The sequence below is a fragment of the Listeria fleischmannii subsp. fleischmannii LU2006-1 genome (genome assembly GCF_000344175.1).
GTDB classification, from domain to species: domain Bacteria; phylum Bacillota; class Bacilli; order Lactobacillales; family Listeriaceae; genus Listeria; species Listeria fleischmannii.
Genome location: NZ_ALWW01000005.1, coordinates 1 through 18,724, shown reverse-complemented (window position 1 = coordinate 18,724; position 18,724 = coordinate 1). Strand labels below are relative to the sequence as shown.

Below are 18,724 nucleotides of genomic sequence, written 5' to 3'. Positions count from 1 at the left end.
TGCCAAAATTATAATTTAAATGTAACTTTTAAAGTTGCAAATTAGGAGGGTAATAGTATGAAAATCGCAATTATCGGTGCAAATGGTAAGGCAGGCAATCAAATTTTAGAAGAGGCTTATGAACGTGGTCATGATGTGACAGCGATTGTTCGACAAAAAGATAAAATAACAAACCCGAATGTTCGGATTTTAGAAAAAGATTTATTTGATTTAACAGCAGAGGATTTAGTGAATCAAGATGTTGTTGTAGATGCCTTTAATGCGCAAATGAATCACGAGGAACTACATCAAACTTCGTTAAAGCATTTACGCGCTATTTTAAAAAGGAAAAAGGTACGCTTACTTATTGTTGGTGGGGCAGGTAGCTTATATGTGGATAAAGATGAGACCTTGCGTCTTATGGATACAGAAGATTTCCCCGCTCCTTTCTTAGCAACTGCTCGTAATATGGGCGAAGCTTTTGATGAATTACAAACGGACAAAGATGTAAACTGGACCTACATGAGTCCATCTGCTTTCTTTAATCCTGATGGGGAAAAAACGGGTAACTATATACTTGGAGAAAATCAGCTTTTAGTTGATGAAAAAGGCCAAAGCGAAGTTAGCTATGCTAATTTTGCGGTCGCAATGTTAGACGAAGTGGAAAAAGAAAACTATAAACAAGCACGTTTTACTGTTCGTAATAAGTAAAATATTCTAGTTTCTTCTATAATAAAGTAAAAAAATCTAAACGGATTATGTCGTTTAGATTTTTTTAAAGAAAAGTTTAATTTTAAAGAACTAGACTTGAGATGGATTGCTTTTAAAAGTTTTTTAACGTAAGGTAAAAGAGGGATGTGAAAAGGAAAGGTGTGAACTGAACGGTTGCGAAAAAAAATGAAACGAAAGCAGAAACGTCAACTTTTTACAGCTATTGGAATTTTCATTAGTCTGATTTTAATAGGCGTCATCGCATCATTTATACGAGAGACCTATCTTGATTTAACAGCACCAGAACCCGCTTTTAATACAAAAGAAGAGAAATTTATCAATCAACTTTCAAAGCATGCACAGGAAATTCAAGCGAAACATCAAATTTTAACGAGTGTTACACTCGCGCAAGCTATTCTTGAATCTAACTGGGGAGAAAGTGAACTCGCTAGCCAAGCTAACAACCTCTTTGGAGTAAAAGGCAGAAGCGGTCAACCTATTGTCAGCATGACAACTAAAGAATTTGCGGACGGAAAATGGATTGAAATTAAAGCGAATTTTCGTAAGTACACGAATTGGAATGAATCGCTTGATGATCATGCGCAGTTATTCGTAAATGGCACATCCTGGTCAAGAACAAAGTATCACGGAGTACTTGGGGCAAAAGATTATAAAATAGCCGCACAAGAAATTATGAAAGCAGCTACGCCACTGATCCAGATTATGCCGCTAAACTAATCTCAATTGTTGAAAAATATAATTTACACATCTATGATAATATTCAAGATAAGCTAATCACGAACCAAAAAATTTCAAAATGGGCGAAAGTGAATAGTGAGGAAAATGCTACGATTTGGACGCTCCCGTATGGTTTAGTTGGCGCACAAAAAGTGGAGGATATTCAGTATTATAAACGTGATGATTTAAAACTTGTTCAAGAAGCTGTGACTTCAAGTGGAAAGTGGTATCAATTCGCTATAGATGAAAAAGTTATTGGTTGGATAAAGGTAGATTTTATCAAAATTCAATAAAAAAGAGCATGAATTTGTTGTCTTATTAGTAGGTAAAAGGACTTATTCATGCTCTTTTTTTTGCATTTTCCATTATTTTTTTTAAAGAGAGAAGTATTTAGTAGCAAGGGATTTTACATTTTTGTTATTTTTGTCATCTAAAAGAAATATATATTACACAAAAGTTTTGTTAGAATGAAGTGGTTGCTATAAAAGAACACATGTTTTTATAGGCTTGGAACGTTAACTAAAAAAGGATAAGGATGTGCAAAATTCATTATGCTACATATTGCAAAGAAGCACTTGCTGAAAATAGGTATAATCAGCCTTTCTATCACAGCTATGGCTCTCCCTATGCAAGTTAAGGCTAGTATTAGCCCCGCTACTTCCACGCAACAAGCGTTTATTAATGAGATTGCGCCGCACGCAGAGATTGTACAGAAGAAACATGGGATTTTAGCAAGTATTACCATTTCTCAAGCAATTCTCGAATCAAACTGGGGAAAAAGTGAGCTTGCGCAAAAAGGGAAGAATTTATTTGGAATCAAAGGGTCGTTTAAGGGAAATACAATAGTAATGGCGACGAAAGAACATAACGGAGTCAGCTATGTTGGGACAAAAGCGAGTTTTAAAGCTTATCCAACGTGGTACGAATCGTTAAATGATCACGCCATCTTATTTGCCCATGGCCCGAGTTGGAATAAAGATTTATATAAAGGCTTAATTAACCAAACGAATTATCGTGTTGCTGCAAAAGCTTTAGATTACACGGGCTATTCAACGGACCCTAATTATTCTGTAAAGCTAATCGAAGTCATTGAAAAATTCAATTTAGCTCAGTATGATAACATTAAAGAAGCTTACGCAGAGAAAACATCGGATAAAGTTTTTCATGCCCTAGGCCAAGTGAAGATGGGGGAAAAAGTGGATATTTGGAGCAATCCAAGTGGCACAAAAGATGCAAAACTGATTGCAAGCCTCTCAGAAGGCGTCAGCCCGCAAATTGAAATCGAGCGGGAAGTGAAGGTTGAAAATAGCAAAATTTGGTATCAAGTGGAACTATTTAATCAAATTGATGGCTGGGTGGAAAGCGATAAAATTGAAGTGCTATATAGCTCAGATAGCCAGTCTCCCTTGCGAGATAAGACGGCATTTCTCTCAAATCACGCTACATCAAAATTCGTATTTGATTCAGGGCGAACCAGTGAACCGGCGATGCTCGCGAATTCAACAGAAACAGAACGACATAATCAAGTCATGAGTATGATTACGCTTGTTGCATCTGCCAATTTTGCCAAAGCTCTATAATTAATGAAAGTTGAAAATTAGGACAATTGTAAAGTTCTATATTTTCAACTTTTGTTTTTAAGTAGGCGCTTCTCCATTTTTCTGTTATAATACGGATTGAATAGGTTTTATAGGAGGGATTTTTTTGGACGAGCAATTAAAAATGTTAAAAGATTTAACAACGGCAAAAGGGATTCCGGGAAACGAACGAGAAGTACGCGAAGTATTTGAAAATTACATAACACCTTATGCGGATGAAATTATACATGATGGTCTTGGAAGTAGTATTGCAATTCAAAAAGGTTCAGAAGATGGACCTAAAATTATGCTTACAGGTCATCTGGATGAAGTTGGCTTCATGGTGACACAAATTGATGAAAAAGGATTTATTAAATTTCAAACAACAGGTGGTTGGGTACCACATGTTATGCTTTCTCAAAAGGTTACTGTGGTAACAAGAAGCGGCGAAGAAATAATAGGCGTTATTGGCTCCAAACCTCCACATCTTATGACAGCGGCTGAACGTCAAAAGTCTTTTGATATTAAAGAGATGTTTGTTGATGTTGGTGCAAAAGATAAGGAAGAGGCAGAACATTTTGGGATTAAACCTGGTGATATGATTGTGCCAGCTTTTGATTTTACCGTGATGAAAAATGAAAAATATTTACTTGCAAAAGCTTGGGATAACCGTATCGGTTTAGCCATTGCTATTGAAGTGTTAAAAAATCTAAAAAAAGAAGCGCATGCGAATACTGTTTACGGTGTCGGTTCTGTTCAAGAAGAAGTAGGAACAAGAGGCGCACGTACATCGGCTCATTTGATTCAACCAGATATTGGTTTTGCTGTTGATGTTGGTATTGCCGGAGACACACCGGGCATTAAACCAACAGAAGCGCAAAGCAAAATGGGTGAGGGACCACAAATTGTCATTTATGACGCAACGATGGTTAGCCACAGCGGCTTACGCAATTTTGTGACAGATGTGGCTGATGAACTTGGGATTCCATATCAATTTGAAGCGATTCCAGGTGGCGGAACTGATGCAGGCCCTATGCACTTAACTGGTAACGGGGTCCCGTCATTACCAATTACGATTGCTACGCGCTACATTCATTCTCATTCTTCGATTCTACATCGGGATGATTTTGATGTTGCCGTCAAATTAATTACAGAAGTTGTGAAACGTTTAGATAAAGAGACTGTTGAAAAAATTACCTTCCAAAATTAATCTGCGATCTAAAGAGTTCGCGTTTTAAATTGGAACTTTTGAATGATAAACGGTAAGATTCGGCTTAGCCGTGACGAATACGAAGAATAGTTAAATCGAAAATTACCGTTTGCCATACTCTCGGAAGTGCGAAGAGCACTTCTTTTTATTTATATTGAAAAAGGGAGTTAAAACGATAGTTGTGAGTCTTTAGGACTACCAGGCGAAATCATGCTAAACAAATTTAGTTTTGTAAAATCACTTTTTCATTACAAAAATGTTACAGGAGGACTGAAATGACGGTTATACAATCAATTAAAAATGAACGTGTTAAAAAATGGAAAAAATTATTTACTTTAAAAGGTCGGCAAAAAACGAATAAGTACATTGTGGAAGGCTTTCACCTTGTTGAAGAGGCACTAAATCAAGATGGACTGGTGACAGAAGTTATGTATTCCGAGGACATTACGCCGCCGCAAAACTTGTCAGAACATATAGAGGCGTTTTGCATCTCTAAGGAAGTCAGTCATTTTTTAAGCGAAACGAAAACCGAGCAGGGAATCTTTGCTGTTGTCAAAATGATGGAGCCGGAACTTTTACTTTTATATGGGAAAAAATTTTTACTAGCTGACGGTGTGCAAGATCCCGGAAATGTTGGAACATTAATTCGTACAGCAGATGCTGCGGGGTATGATGCAGTCATTTTAGGTAAGGGGAGCGCGGATTTATATAATCCAAAAGTGATTCGCAGTACACAAGGAAGCCACTTCCATATCCCAGTTATTCAAGGGGATTTAGTGGAGTGGATAGGCCAACTGGAAGAAGAAGGGGTTCCGATTTTTGGCGCCTTTCTCGATGAGCATGCGAAAATATACGACACAATACCAAAACAAACAACATTAGCCCTTATTGTAGGAAATGAAGGAAAGGGGATTTCGCCTGATATCGCGGAACGAATTCATAAGAAAGTGTTTATCCCGATTTTCGGACAAGCAGAATCCTTAAACGTGGGGATTGCGGCTGGAATTTTAATGTATCAACTTAGAGATTAAAATGGCTTAACTTAGCCTAGTCTCGCTAATTAGAACAGGAGAAATCGCTTTTTTTACTCCCCGAAGAAAATGATTTGCTGCTCCGAAGTCAAGGTTAAAGAGGAAGCTATCCGAGCTTCCCGTTGAAACAGCGGTCACTTCAGCTTCTCCGTGGAAATTATGGATGGTAATAAAAAGAGCAGCACGATTACTAGCCCGAAAATAATATTTTTCATAGGCTAAAGTCGCCAAGGTTTTTCCGTCTTGAAAGCTACGAATTTCTTCAAAAATAGGGGGATTCGCAGCTTGAGACAGTTTAATCATCTCCATAGTTTCTAAAACAGAACTTTTCACAACATAACGATGAACTGGCATATTTTTCACCCTCCTATTTAAGTTACATTTATTGTATGCCCAAAAAATAAATATTTCAATCGTAAAATAAAACTTACTAAAAATAAGTTAGTTAGTATTTATTAGTTACTTTCTGAAGTGATTTATGTTACAATATGTGGAGAGGTGAAAGTTATGAATGAAGCGCACAAAGTTTGTCCAAAGTTTGAAACAGCCTTCCAACTTCTTGGCAAACGCTGGACTGGGCTCATTATCAATGTCTTACTTACAGGTCCGAAGCGGTTTAAGCAAGTGGCAAGTGAGATTCCGCAAATGAGTGACCGCGTACTCGCAGAACGTTTGAAGGAGCTTGAAGAAATGGAAATCGTGACACGTCACGTATATCCAGAAACGCCCGTTCGAATTGAATACGATTTAACTGACAAAGGCAGAGACCTTAAAGAAGTAATGGAGCAAGTTCAGTGTTGGGCTGATAAATGGATTGCACTTGAGAAAGTGGAAGCCTAATGCGATAATAAAAGGCGTAATGACAATCGTTACGTCTTTTATTATGTGTAAAAAAGGAGAACGACAATGAAAAAAGGGATTTTAATACTACTTTCTACCATTTTGGCCTTACTACTCACAGCCTGTTCAGATGGCGAAACGGCTAAACCTAAGGCTGACCCTATTTCGGTTAAGGTGAGTGTGACCAAAAATAATGGTCAAGTGGAAGTGGCAGAAAAAAAGGTGAAGGCGAAATCTGACAGTACCGTTTATGCCATTTTAAACAAGAACTTTCATATAAAAGATACAGATGGCTTTATTACTAGTATTGAAGGAGTCACGCAAGACGAAGCGAAAGGGCTTTACTGGATGTATGAGGTAAATGGTGAAATGGCGGCTAAAGGTGCGAAAGAAACGACGCTTAAAAATGGCGATGAAGTGAGTTTTGATTTACATGAAGCTAAATAATGAATTTGAACATTTAAAAATCACGAATGTAAAAGTCTTGACGTTACTGGCTATTTTAGTAGCCCTAACAGTTTCAGGAAGACTACTTTTTAGTTTTATTCCAAATGTACAACCTGTCACGACACTTGTGATTTTAGTGACGCTATTAATCGGTTTTCGTTATGGTGTCATTTTTGCCAGCCTCGTTATGCTTGTTTCCAATCTTTTTTTAGGACTCGGTATTTGGACAATTGGTCAAATTATTGGTTACGCGTGTATTGCGGCTTTAACGGCGCTAGTCATTCGCCCGGTGTTTAGTAAATTGCCATTTTGGCTTTTGGTCGTCTATGCGGCATTTACTGGTTTTCTTTATGGTTTTATTCAGGCCCTATGTATGGCACCATTTTACGGCTATCATTATTTTTTAGTCTATTATGTAGCAGGGTTATCCTTTGACATGCTTCATGCAGTTGGAAATGCTCTGTTTTATATCGTGTTAGCACCTATTCTTTTACCACTACTCGATAAATGGCTTATAAAATATACTTGAATTAAACGACGCTAGCCTCTATAATAGAAAGTAATCAAATAAGACAAAGACGTTGACGGAGACAAGTAGCTTTGTAGAACAAAACAGGGAAAAATGGTCATAGACTGAGAGCCATTTTATAAGTTAACAATGCGAAAATTTCAGCTCCACGAGTCGCTGCCGGGATTGTATTTGAAAGGCAGATCGGTTTTTAGCCGTTATTCAAATGAAGGTGGAAATGTTTTGTCATTTCTATTAGGGTGGTACCGCGAGCAAAATCTCGTCCCTTTGTGGATAGAGGTTTTTTATTTTTGTCTAAAAACGAAAAAGGAGTGTTTTTTGATGCTAGAACAATTAGAAGCTTTGGAAAAAGAAGCCATTTTAGCAGTGGAACAAGCCGCTGATTTAAAAGAGCTAAATAGTTTACGAGTCAAATATCTTGGGAAAAAAGGCCCGATGACAGAAATTATGAAACAAATGGGGAAACTCTCTAACGAGGAGCGCCCACTAGTTGGGGCGAAAGCCAATGAAGTCCGAACTTCCATCAGTGAAAAAATCCAAGACAAACAAACCGCGCTTGAAGAGGCGGAACTTCGTTTACAACTTGAAAATGAAACGATTGATGTCACCCTTCCTGGAACGAAAGTGACGCTTGGCACTACACATTTACTGTCACAAGTAATCCGGGAACTTGAAGATATGTTTATCGGGATGGGATATAAAATTGCCGAAGGGCCAGAAGTGGAACTCGATTATTATAATTTTGAGGCATTAAATTTACCAAAAGGGCATCCGGCGCGTGATATGCAAGATAGTTTTTACATTACGGAAAATACGCTACTTCGGACGCAAACTTCTCCTGTTCAAGCACGTACAATGGAACAGCATGATTTTAAAAATGGGCCGATTAAAATTATATGCCCAGGAAAAGTTTACCGTCGCGATAACGACGACGCCACGCATTCGCACCAGTTTACCCAAATCGAAGGGCTTGTTGTTGGGGAAAAAATTACGTTTTCTGACTTAAAAGGCACGCTTACGATTTTGGCGAAACGGATGTTTGGTGAGGCGCGCGAAATTAGACTCCGCCCAAGCTTCTTCCCGTTTACGGAACCTTCCGTTGAGATGGATATTTCTTGTTTTGCTTGCGGTGGTTCGGGTTGTCGTGTTTGTAAAGGAACGGGTTGGATTGAAATTTTAGGTGCCGGTATGGTGCATCCGCGTGTTCTTGAAATGTCGGGTATTGATCCATCGCGCTATAGCGGGTTTGCATTTGGGCTTGGTCCTGAACGTGTTGCGATGTTAAAATATGCGGTTGATGATATTCGTCATCTGTATACGAATGATTTAAGGTTTACCAATCAATTTGCCGCGAAGGAAATGGGGGAATAAAAATGCTAGTTTCTTATAATTGGGTGAAGGAATTTTTCCCGAATTTAACATTAAATGCGAATGATTTGGCGGAGGCGATTACACGTACCGGTATTGAAATTGAAGGTGTCGACTATTTAGATGCGGAACTTAAAAATTTAGTAGTGGGGGAAGTCAAAACGTGTGAGAAGCATCCGAGTGCGGATAAGCTGAATAAGACGACTGTTTTAGTGGACAACGAAGAAACGGTGCAAATCATTTGTGGGGCGCCAAATGTGGCGGCTGGTCAAAAAGTCATTGTTGCACGTGTGGGGGCGCGTCTTCCAGGTGGCATGAAAATTAAACGCGCGAAGCTTCGCGGTGAAGTTTCAGAAGGCATGATTTGTTCGCTTCAAGAACTAGGCTTTTCGAGTAGCGTGGTCCCTAAAGCCTACCAAGACGGCATCTTTGTATTGCCAGATGATGTGGTGGTGGGTTCAAACGCGGTGGAACTCCTTGGTCTAAACGACGCGATTCTTGATTTGGCGATTACGCCTAACCGGGCCGACGCTTTAAGCATGACAGGTGTGGCGCATGAAGTGGGCGCCATTACACATACGAAGCCAGAACTCCCGCAACAACCGGACGTCTCTGAAACAGGAGGAATTGAAGGGCGTATTTCGGTGAAAATACAAGATGCGGAAACAACGCCTTATTACGCAGTTCGTATGGTAGAGGATATTGAAATTAAGGATTCTCCGCTTTGGCTACAGGTGCTTTTAATGAAATCAGGCATTCGGCCGCATAGCAATGTGGTCGATGTAACCAACTATATTAATCTGCTTTACGGACAACCGTTACATGCTTTTGATTATGAAAAAATAGGCAGTAAAGAAATTGTCGTGCGCCTTGCGACTAAAGACGAAGAGATAATAACGCTTGATGGTCAAAAACGAACTTTAAATGACGGGCATACGGTTATCACAAATGGAAAAGAACCGATTGCGATTGCCGGCATTATGGGCGGCGAAAGTTCCGAGGTGTCTGAAACAACTAACACAGTTCTACTTGAAGGTGCCATTTTCTCGAGTGATTATATTGGGCGTGCTTCACGCGAACTTGGTATTCGCACGGAAGCAAGTATTCGCTACGATAAAGGAAGTGACGCATTCAAGGTGGAGCAAGCACTCGCGCACGGAGCGGCACTGATTGCACTTCTAAGTAACGGCAAGATGATTTCTGGCTCGGTTGAAGAAGATAATCGGGATGCGTATAAAAATGTTGTCACGACTACCTTGTCACGTGTGAATCGCCTTCTTGGTACAACCATTTCGCATGAAGAAGTACAAGTGATTTTTGACCGTTTAGCATTTGATGTTACCATTTCAGGCGATGATATAGAAGTGAAAGTGCCATCAAGACGTTGGGATATTTCCATTGAGGCGGATATTTTGGAAGAAATTGCCCGAATTTATGGGTATGATAATATTCCTGTGACGTTACCTGAAACGGCTACAGCGGGTGGACTTACGACGTCTCAAATGCTGAAACGCGAATTACATGATACGCTACAAGGGGCCGGCTTAAATCAAGCGCTCACCTATTCGTTAACTTCAGAAAAAGAGGCTACTCGGCTCGCTTTATCCAAAGAGAGTGTTGTCAGTCTTAAAATGCCAATGAGTGAGGAACGGAGTAAACTTAGAACGAGTATTCTTCCGGGGCTATTACATGCTGCGAGTTACAATGTGGCGCGTAAAAACACGGATGTGGCACTTTATGAAATAGGGAATGTCTTCTACGGGACAGAGGGCGATGCATTGCCGCTTGAAGAAGAGCATTTGGCCGTCCTTATGACGGGGAACCGTATTCTAAAAGATTGGCAAAAAGAAACAAAAGCGGTCGATTTCTTTGTGATAAAAGGCATACTGGAAGTTCTAAACGAGCGTTTAGGTCTCCTTAAGCCCTTCCGCTTTGAGCAAATGACGCGAGAAGACATGCACCCAGGTCGCACAGCGAGAGTGTATTTAGGCGATTTAGAAATCGGTTTTATTGGTCAAATTCATCCGGCACTACAAAAAGAATACGATTTAAAAGAAACGTATGTGTTTGAACTTAATTTACGTGAAATTATTCAGGCGGAAAAAGTACATGTGGCCTATCAACCTATTCCGCGCTATCCTGAAATGACACGCGATGTCGCCATTCTTGTTTCGCGTGACACAGCACAAAGCGCGATTTTAGATGTTATCCGTGAAAATGGCGGAAAGTTATTACATGACGTTCAGTTATTTGATATTTTTGAAGGAGAGGGCATTTTAGACAATCAAAAATCAATGGCATATACACTGACGTACTTAGATCCAGAACGGACATTAGTAGAAGAAGAAGTGACTGCTATCAATCAAAAAGTGCTAAATGCTTTATCCGAGAAACTTGGTGCTGTCATTCGATAAAAATGAAAAGTTGTAGGCTAAAAAAAGCCTGCAACCTTTTTTGTATGCAACTTCACATGAGCTATTTCCTTCGCTATAATAGAAGTAGGAGTTATAAAAGAAATGAGGACAGAAAATGGCATATGTGGAGTTAAAAGAGGTTTATAAACGCTATCAAATGGGAGAAACAACTGTAGTTGCAAATGACGGCATCGATTTTCAAATTCAAAAAGGCGAATTTGTGATTATTGTCGGACCATCAGGCGCTGGGAAATCAACCGTTTTAAATATACTTGGTGGGATGGATTCAGCAGACGAAGGAAAGATTATTGTGGATGGCACCGATATTGGGGCCTATTCTGCCAAAAAATTAACAACTTACCGCCGCACGGATGTCGGCTTTGTATTTCAATTTTATAATCTCGTACCCAATTTAACCGCAAAAGAAAATGTTGAACTTGCAGCCCAAATTGTGCCAGGTGCACTTGATGCGGAAAAAGTCTTGCATGACGTTGGCTTGTCTCATCGACTTGATAATTTTCCTGCACAACTTTCTGGTGGTGAACAACAACGGGTAGCAATTGCTAGGGCACTTGCTAAGGCGCCTAAATTACTTTTATGTGATGAGCCACTGGTGCGCTAGACTACGAAACAGGGAAATCGGTTTTAAAATTACTACAAGATACGTGTAGAAAAACAAAAACAACCGTGATTGTGATTACGCATAATTCGGCAATTACCCCAATTGCGGACCGTGTCATTGAAATTAATAATGCAAAAGTGCGCGATATTCGAGAAAATAAAAATCCAGTATCGATTGACAGCATAGAATGGTAAAGGAGGATTTTTGTGAATAAAAAAGCACTCTGGAAAGATATATGGCGTGAAGTTTGGAAAACCAAAAGTCGTTTTTTCTCCATTCTTGCACTAATCATGTTAGGTGTAGCCTTTTTTGCTGGCCTAAAAGCGACAGGTCCTAACATGCTTTTAACAGCAGATAAGTATTATTCGGATTATGGTTTAACAGATAATATTGTTCAGTCCACATATGGTTTAGATGAGACTGACGAAGCCGCACTTAATAAAGTAAAGGGCGTAAAACGTGTTGAAATGCAGTATACGGCTGATTTATTACTCAAAAAAAATAAAGCCGTCATGCGTTTATATTCTTACGAGGATGACGAGCAAATCAATCAGTATCGTATGGTATCTGGTCGTCTGCCGAAAAAATCTGGTGAAGTTGCACTTGATGCCACAAAAGCCATGCAAAAGAAATTTAAAATCGGGGATACCATTACTTTTGTGAAAAATAATGGCGCTAAGCCAGATGAAACGCTAAAGCGTGATACATATTCTGTGGTCGGTTTTGTAGACAGTCCAATGTTTGTTGAAGCGGGTGGTCGCGGTACGAGTTCAATTGGGAAAGGAAAAACAGATGCGATTGCGGTGATCCCAAAACAGGATTTTAATCTGCCGGTCTATACACAAGCTAATTTGACATTTACGAATACGGCGAGTGAGCAGGCTTTTTCGAAAGGATATAATGAGGCGAATCAAACGAATAAGGCGCGTATTAAACAGGTGACAAAAAATCAGGCAGATAAGCGGCTAGATCAAATTAAAGCGAATGCGGAAAAGCAGATTTCAGATGGCGAGGAGAAACTACAGAATGGCCAAGCGGAACTTGCCAAAAATGAGGCAAAATTAAATGCGGCGGGGCGCGAACTAGACGCGGGTTTTGCAGCTTATGATACACAAAAAGCCGCTTTTTATAATGAACTAGAAACGAATGAAGCTAAGCTAAAGGAAGGCAGAGCTGAACTAGAGGCGTCTAAGCAAAAAATAACAAGGGCGAAAACGCAAATCAAAACGGGGGAAAGTGAACTTAAACGGGCAAAGGCTGAAATTGCAACGGGGAAAGAGGCGCTTAAAAATGCGCAAGCGGAACTTTTGGTTTATCAGGAGCCACTCAAACAGGCGCAAGTTGCCCTCCAATTTTTAAATAAGCAAAAAGAATTTATGAAAGTATCCGTGGATCCTGATTTAACGGAGGATTATGTGAGGCGTGGGGATACGCTTTATATTTCTGAAACGTTAAAGGAGGCGCTCTATGCGGAAGCAGAAAATGTAGATGATCGTTTTGTCCAAGTTTTAGATGACTATTTTGCTGGTGAAGTTGGCGATGCGGAATTAAGAACGGCTATTCAGGCGATGGAAGCAGAGTATAATCAGGCGAAAGCGCAGTTTGATGCTGCTAGCGACCAATTAAAAGCGGAGCAAGCGAAATTAGCGGCAGCAGAACAGACGGTTTTAAAAAAACAGGCGGAATTAGACGCGGCTAAATTGGAACTTCAAAACGGCGAAGCGGAATATGCGGCAGGTGAGGCTAAACTAAAAGATGGGGAGGCCAAACTAGCTGCAGCGCGCATAACGGGTGAAGAAAAGTTAAACGCGGCGCTTAAAAAATTAAACGATGGCAAAGCCAGATATGATAAAAATGTGGCGAAGTTTTCTGCAGAAAAGAAAAAAGCTACGCGCGAGTTGGCAGATGCAGAACGTGATTTGCAGGTGGCTAAGGAAAAACTTGCGATGATGAAAAAGCCTAAATATTATGTTTTAGACCGTTCCAGTTATCCGGGCTATAACGAATACAATGAAAATACGGAGCGGCTCACATCGCTTTCAACGGCATTTCCAGCTTTCTTCTTCTTAATTGCGGCGCTTGTTTGTTTGACGACGATGACACGAATGGTGGAGGAACAGCGGACGCTTATTGGAACTTATAAGGCACTAGGCTATCGTAACAGGGATATTATGAAGAAATTCTTAGTTTACGGTTCATTAGCCAGTCTTTTAGGGACTCTTTTAGGTTTATTGATTGGTTTTCAGCTTTTTCCAAAAGTGATTTTTAATGCATATGGCACGATGTATGTTATGCCTTCAATTGAAATTGTTTACTATCCATCTTATAGTTTGATTGGGCTGATTGTGGCGCTCGTTTGTACCACTTTAACGGCGTTTGTTGCCTGTTATGCGGAACTAAAAGCAAGTGCGGCCACCTTAATGCGACCGAAAGCGCCTAAAAAAGGTAAGCGAATTTTACTGGAGCGCATCCCACTCCTATGGAAGCGAATGCGTTTTTCTGACAAAGTAACAGCTCGTAATATTTTTCGCTATAAACAGCGGATGCTTATGACGGTTATCGGTGTTGCAGGCTGTACGGCGCTGATTTTAACGGGTTTTGGGTTACGCGACTCGATTAGTGATATTGCAACGCTTCAATATGGCAATATTATGAAATATGATGCGCTCGTCTCACGTGATGAGGCAGCGACAAAATCGCAAAATGCGGCCTATGAAAAAGAGCTACAAGACCCAAATATAACAGGACGAAAAGTAGTTTCTCTAAATGCGATGCAAGCCATTCATTCGGGTAAAAATCAAAGTGTGAATATTACAGCGTTCGAATCCTTAGACCATTTACAAAACTTCATCGTATTACGGGATCGTAAAACGCACAAGCCTGTCGCACTAACAAATACAGGCGTTGTCATAACGGAAAAACTCGCCAAGCTCTTTGATTTACAAAGAGGAGATAGTTTGCGCGTTCGCGATGCCAAGAATGAAGAGCATAAGCTTAAAATTACGGGCATCACTGAAAATTACGCGGGCCATTACGCCTACATCACAAACGCTTATTATACAAAAATTTTCGAAGAGGAACCAAGCTATAATACAGATCTTATTAATTTAAAGGACACTTCAAAACCTGTAGAGAATCATTTGGCAGAAAAACTCATTGATGATGGTGCTGCCCTTCAAGTTACCTATTCAAACACGATTAGTTCCCTCTTAACCGACACCTTAAATAGCTTAAATGTTGTGATGGTCGTTTTAATTGTCTCAGCGGCAATACTCGCCTTTATCGTGTTATATAATTTGACGAATATCAATGTTTCCGAACGAATTCGCGAACTTTCTACAATTAAAGTGTTAGGCTTTTATCCGAAAGAAGTGACGATGTATGTGTACCGTGAAAATATTATTTTAAGTATTATGGGGATTTTAGGCGGGTTTGTGCTCGGTTTCTTCCTCCATCAATATGTTATTACAACAGCAGAAGTGGATAATATGATGTTTAGTCCAGCAATAAGGTGGCCAAGTTACATTTATTCTGCCATCCTAACCTTTATTTTTTCCACGATTGTAATGGTTGTCATGCACATAAAATTAAAACGAATTGATATGATTGAAGCACTTAAATCCGTTGAATAGAAGAGCATTACGTCTTTTTAGGCGTAACTGCTCTTTTTTATTTTACTTTTTGTAAGTAGTATTGTATAGTGATTTTAGTTCAGGGGGTGAATCATTATGAATGAAAAACAAATTAATCATTTTGTGGATAGTTATATGCGAACGTATATATTTGCTTTTAAAGAAGTTAATCAAGTGATTGAACAAGTGACTTTAGATGGGAAAAATATATCCGTTGAGCAATTTTTTTCTTTTACGAGAACTTACGAAAAAAGAAGGAATGAGTGCAACAGAACTTTCTAATTCGTTAAATGTGAATAAAAGTGCGGTCTCTGCTAAAATTCGAAATTTAGAAGATAAAGGCTTTTTGCTGCGAATGAATAACCCTGATGATCGGCGTGCTGTCATGCTTCATATTTCGGAAAAAGGGAATAGTATTTTTAATATATGCGAGACAGAAATGAAAAATTTAGTTTATACATGGCTTTTGCAACTTGGTGATGCGGATGCGGAGTTATTTATGAACTTGTATGATAAGGTAATAGATTCGGTCGTTACGACGCAGGCAAGGGGGAAAAAAGGATGATGAAATGGGTAATGAAACTTAGGTGGGGGATTTTAATTGCTTGGATAGTAGCGCTTGTGGTGCTTTTATTTATTGCGCCAAACATGGCTAATCTTGTACGCGAAAAAGGGGAATTAAAATTGCCGGATGGCTACCCCTCCACAATTGCAACGGACCTACAGAAAAAACATAATCCAGACAGTAAAGGGGAAGCTTACATTGCGGTTTATACATCTAGTACGAAACTAAGTAATCAAGATCTTACTAACATTGAAAAATCAATTGATTCGATTAAAGCAGATAAAAAAGATTTACATGTTACAGAAGTTTTAGATAGTTTCGACACGCCTGAATTAAAGGATCAATTTTTATCTAAGGATGGTAAGACGCTCGTCGCGAGTTTGACGGTCGACGCAGGCGACACACCTGTAAAACAAATACGCTCTGATTTAGACAAAAAAATGAAAGTAAAGGGTGTTGATACGTATTTAACTGGAAATGCGCTTATTCAAGAGGATGTTGTTCAGGGTTCTGAAGATGGCTTACATAAAACGGAAGGGATTACGGTGGTATTTATTCTTGTTGTCCTACTTCTTGTGTTCCGCTCGGTGATTGCCCCTTTTATCCCGCTTCTAACAGTTGGAATTAGTTATCTCACAGCGCAAAGTGTGGTGGCCTTTCTTGTACAGTATTTAAATTTTCCAGTCTCGACGTATACGCAAATTTTTATGGTTTGTATCATGTTTGGGATTGGGACGGATTACTGTATTTTATTAATGAGCCGATTTAAAGAAGAAGTCGGGGGCGGTGCATCTACGCGTGAAGCGGTTGTTCAAACGTACCGTACAGCTGGGCGAACGGTTATTTATAGTTCTATCGCTGTTCTCGTTGCCTTTTTATCTCTCTATTTTGTGCAGTTTGACCTATATCGTTCAGCAGTTGCGGTTGGTGTTGGTATTGTTGTCTTAATGATTGCGATATACACACTCGTTCCGTTTTTTATGGCCACACTCGGTCGTCATTTATTCTGGCCACTTAGTAAAAATATTGCCCATAAGGAAAATAAATTATGGGGGCTGCTGGAACACTTGCCTTCTTACGACCGTTTATTGCGCTTTTAATTGTGGGATTGATTACGATTCCGCCGATTATTATGCACACGGGCGAGGAAAGTTTTAATTCACTAGATGAGATTAGTGATAAATATCCGTCTAAAAAAGGGTTTGAAATTGTGTCTGATAGCTTTGGTGCGGGTCAAGTGGCGCCAACGCAAGTACTGCTTGAAAATGATGATAATATGAAAACGAGCGAATACATTGCGCTTATTGAAAATATTTCAGCAGACTTGTCACAATTAAAAGGCGTTGACATGGTGATGAGTGCCTCACGCCCTGCCGGAAAACGGCTCGATGATTTATACGTGAAAAATCAGGCGGAGGCTTTAAATAAAGGCGTCGGAAAAGCGAATGATGGCATTGGCGAGGTGAAAAGCGGCCTAGATAGCGCAAATAAAGAATTGAGTCAATCAGGCCCAGCGCTAAACGCAGCGATTTCAGGTGTAGATGCGCTTCAATCGGGAACAAGCCAAACAAAATCGGGCGTCTCCCAATTGGAAACGGCTTTAAAACAAATTGAAAATGGGATTGAAAATGGCGCAAGCGGAGCAGGTGAACTAGAAGAAGGCGTTAAGACGGCACGCGCGGAACTTCAAAAACTGCAAAACGGACAAGCGCAACTTTTAAATGGCTATAAGGAAGTTCAGGCTAATTTAGAAAAAATCTCCAATCAACTTTCAAATAGACAAAATCCAAGTAATAAAGCGATTGATACTTCTGCACTTACGAATCAAATTAAGCGAGTGGGGGCTTCCTTAGCGGCATTTCAAGCGGCACACCCAGCGGCGGCACAAAATCCTGAATTTATGAAGCTTGTGCAAGATGTTAAGGGGCTTGAGGCGGCTGGAAATCAGTTTAGTTCTGAGCTTAAAACAGAAATCGGAAAACAAATGGCGCAAATTAAAGCGCAAATGGATGAATTAAATTCAGGTATTGCGGCGCTTGCTAATGCGATGCAACAATTGAATGCCCAATCTGAGCAGGTTTCAAACGGGCTTAGCCAATTTAATAGCGGTCTATCGCAAATTGAAACGGGCTTAACGAGCCTTGAGTCTGGTCTAAATCAAGCGGCAGCAGGGCAAAGTCAAGTTGTTAGCCAAATTCCGCAAATCGAAACGGCGCTCACCCAAATTGAACAAGGTCAAGGATCACTGAAAGACGGTTTTTCCAAAATGAGTGGGCAGATGGGTGAACTTTCGACAGGCTTAAAAGCGGGAGCTGACGGGCTTGGTCAAGTGCAGGACGGGCTTTCGAGCGCGAGCGGTCTTGTCGGGGAATGGGCGAAGGCACCTTACTCGGAGTCGGGTGTTTTTGTCCCAGATGCTCTTCTTCAGGATAAAACGTATAATAAGGCGCTCAGCCAATATATTTCCAGTGACGGAAAACTTGCGACGATTAATGTCGTGCTCACTAAAAACCCGTATTCTAACGCGGCGATGAGCTCCATTGATGACATCAACGAACAGTTAAATGCTAGTTTGAAAGGCACAAAACTAGAGAACGCGAATATTGGCATTGGTGGTATGACAAGTACGAACTATGATACGCGCGATATGTCCACCTCTGATTACCATTTAGTTGTCATTTTAGTTTTAGTTAGCGTCTTTGTCACACTTGTTATTTTACTTCGTTCACTAGTAATGCCACTCTACCTAGTTGGATCCATAGTGTTAACGTACTACGCAGCACTCGGTTTTGCTGAAATTATTTTCACTAGAATCATGGATTACAGTGGATTAACTTGGGCGACTCCATTCTTCGGTTTTGTAGTTCTCGTGGCACTTGGAATCGATTATTCCATTTTCCTTATGAGTCGATTTAATGAATACACTGGAATGGCGATTAAGGACCGAATGATTTTAACAATGAAAAATATGGGGGGAGTCATCTTCTCTGCCGTCCTTATTTTAGGTAGGAACTTTTGCACTGCTATGATGCCTGTCCGGATGTGTTGTCTACTTCATCGA

15 protein-coding genes, 2 pseudogenes and 1 other annotated feature are annotated in these 18,724 nt (G+C 40.0%); of the genes and pseudogenes, 16 read left to right on the top strand and 1 reads right to left on the bottom strand.

Features of this window, described 5'->3' with window-relative positions; translation table 11 throughout:
• Positions 1-57 precede the first annotated feature (57 nt).
• From LFLEISCH_RS02615 to LFLEISCH_RS02595, 6 genes are all read left to right on the top strand, one after another.
• Positions 58-690: an NAD(P)-dependent oxidoreductase gene (locus LFLEISCH_RS02615; RefSeq protein ID WP_007472706.1), complete on the top strand. Its 633-nt coding sequence runs from the start codon at positions 58-60 to the stop codon at positions 688-690.
• A 186-nt stretch (positions 691-876) separates the two neighbouring features.
• On the top strand, positions 877-1,428 hold the full coding sequence (locus LFLEISCH_RS02610) for a glycoside hydrolase family 73 protein (RefSeq protein ID WP_479481406.1): 552 nt from the start codon (positions 877-879) through the stop codon (positions 1,426-1,428).
• Between the two features lie 89 nt (positions 1,429-1,517).
• Positions 1,518-1,721: a GW domain-containing glycosaminoglycan-binding protein gene (locus LFLEISCH_RS16580; protein WP_479481405.1), complete on the top strand. Its 204-nt coding sequence runs from the start codon at positions 1,518-1,520 to the stop codon at positions 1,719-1,721.
• Positions 1,722-1,979: 258 nt separating this feature from the next.
• Positions 1,980-3,008 (top strand): glucosaminidase domain-containing protein, encoded by a 1,029-nt coding sequence (locus LFLEISCH_RS02605; protein WP_007472705.1) that lies wholly within the window; start codon positions 1,980-1,982, stop codon positions 3,006-3,008.
• Positions 3,009-3,132: 124 nt separating this feature from the next.
• Positions 3,133-4,215, top strand: a complete 1,083-nt coding sequence (locus tag LFLEISCH_RS02600; RefSeq protein ID WP_007472704.1) for a M42 family metallopeptidase — start codon at positions 3,133-3,135, stop codon at positions 4,213-4,215.
• Positions 4,216-4,490: 275 nt separating this feature from the next.
• Positions 4,491-5,246, top strand: a complete 756-nt coding sequence (locus LFLEISCH_RS02595) for a TrmH family RNA methyltransferase (protein ID WP_007472703.1) — start codon at positions 4,491-4,493, stop codon at positions 5,244-5,246.
• 6 nt (positions 5,247-5,252) lie between these two features.
• On the opposite strand, the gene LFLEISCH_RS02590 is transcribed toward LFLEISCH_RS02595, so the two are convergent.
• Positions 5,253-5,600: a DUF6054 family protein gene (locus tag LFLEISCH_RS02590; protein ID WP_007472702.1), complete on the bottom strand. Its 348-nt coding sequence runs from the start codon at positions 5,598-5,600 to the stop codon at positions 5,253-5,255.
• A gap of 153 nt (positions 5,601-5,753) precedes the next feature.
• Here LFLEISCH_RS02590 and LFLEISCH_RS02585 point away from each other — a divergent pair, with 153 nt between their 5' ends.
• The 10 genes and pseudogenes from LFLEISCH_RS02585 to LFLEISCH_RS02545 form a co-directional block, all read left to right on the top strand.
• The gene (locus tag LFLEISCH_RS02585) at positions 5,754-6,086 is read left to right on the top strand and encodes a winged helix-turn-helix transcriptional regulator (RefSeq protein WP_007472700.1); all 333 of its coding nucleotides are present in this window, start codon (positions 5,754-5,756) and stop codon (positions 6,084-6,086) included.
• Between the two features lie 66 nt (positions 6,087-6,152).
• Positions 6,153-6,533 (top strand): DUF4430 domain-containing protein, encoded by a 381-nt coding sequence (locus LFLEISCH_RS02580; protein WP_007472699.1) that lies wholly within the window; start codon positions 6,153-6,155, stop codon positions 6,531-6,533.
• On the top strand, positions 6,520-7,062 hold the full coding sequence (locus tag LFLEISCH_RS02575) for a metal ion ABC transporter membrane-spanning subunit (RefSeq protein ID WP_007472698.1): 543 nt from the start codon (positions 6,520-6,522) through the stop codon (positions 7,060-7,062). Before LFLEISCH_RS02580 ends, LFLEISCH_RS02575 begins: the two co-directional genes overlap by 14 nt.
• A gap of 43 nt (positions 7,063-7,105) precedes the next feature.
• Positions 7,106-7,332 (top strand) — a binding site (T-box leader).
• 51 nt (positions 7,333-7,383) lie between these two features.
• Entirely contained in the window at positions 7,384-8,433 is a 1,050-nt protein-coding gene (pheS, locus tag LFLEISCH_RS02570) for a phenylalanine--tRNA ligase subunit alpha (protein WP_007472697.1), read from the top strand.
• A 2-nt stretch (positions 8,434-8,435) separates the two neighbouring features.
• Entirely contained in the window at positions 8,436-10,844 is a 2,409-nt protein-coding gene (pheT, locus tag LFLEISCH_RS02565; RefSeq protein WP_007472696.1) for a phenylalanine--tRNA ligase subunit beta, read from the top strand.
• Between the two features lie 115 nt (positions 10,845-10,959).
• Positions 10,960-11,660, top strand: a pseudogene (locus LFLEISCH_RS02560) (ABC transporter ATP-binding protein).
• Between the two features lie 12 nt (positions 11,661-11,672).
• Positions 11,673-15,098: an FtsX-like permease family protein gene (locus LFLEISCH_RS02555; RefSeq protein ID WP_007472693.1), complete on the top strand. Its 3,426-nt coding sequence runs from the start codon at positions 11,673-11,675 to the stop codon at positions 15,096-15,098.
• A gap of 96 nt (positions 15,099-15,194) precedes the next feature.
• A complete protein-coding gene (locus LFLEISCH_RS15355; protein WP_159099753.1) occupies positions 15,195-15,380 on the top strand; it encodes a hypothetical protein in 186 nt (61 codons plus the stop codon).
• Positions 15,358-15,663: a MarR family winged helix-turn-helix transcriptional regulator gene (locus LFLEISCH_RS02550; protein WP_159099752.1), complete on the top strand. Its 306-nt coding sequence runs from the start codon at positions 15,358-15,360 to the stop codon at positions 15,661-15,663. The genes LFLEISCH_RS15355 and LFLEISCH_RS02550 overlap by 23 nt, the downstream gene beginning before the upstream one ends.
• Positions 15,663-18,724: pseudogene (locus tag LFLEISCH_RS02545) on the top strand (MMPL family transporter); the annotation flags it as partial. The gene LFLEISCH_RS02550 and the pseudogene LFLEISCH_RS02545, both read left to right, overlap by 1 nt.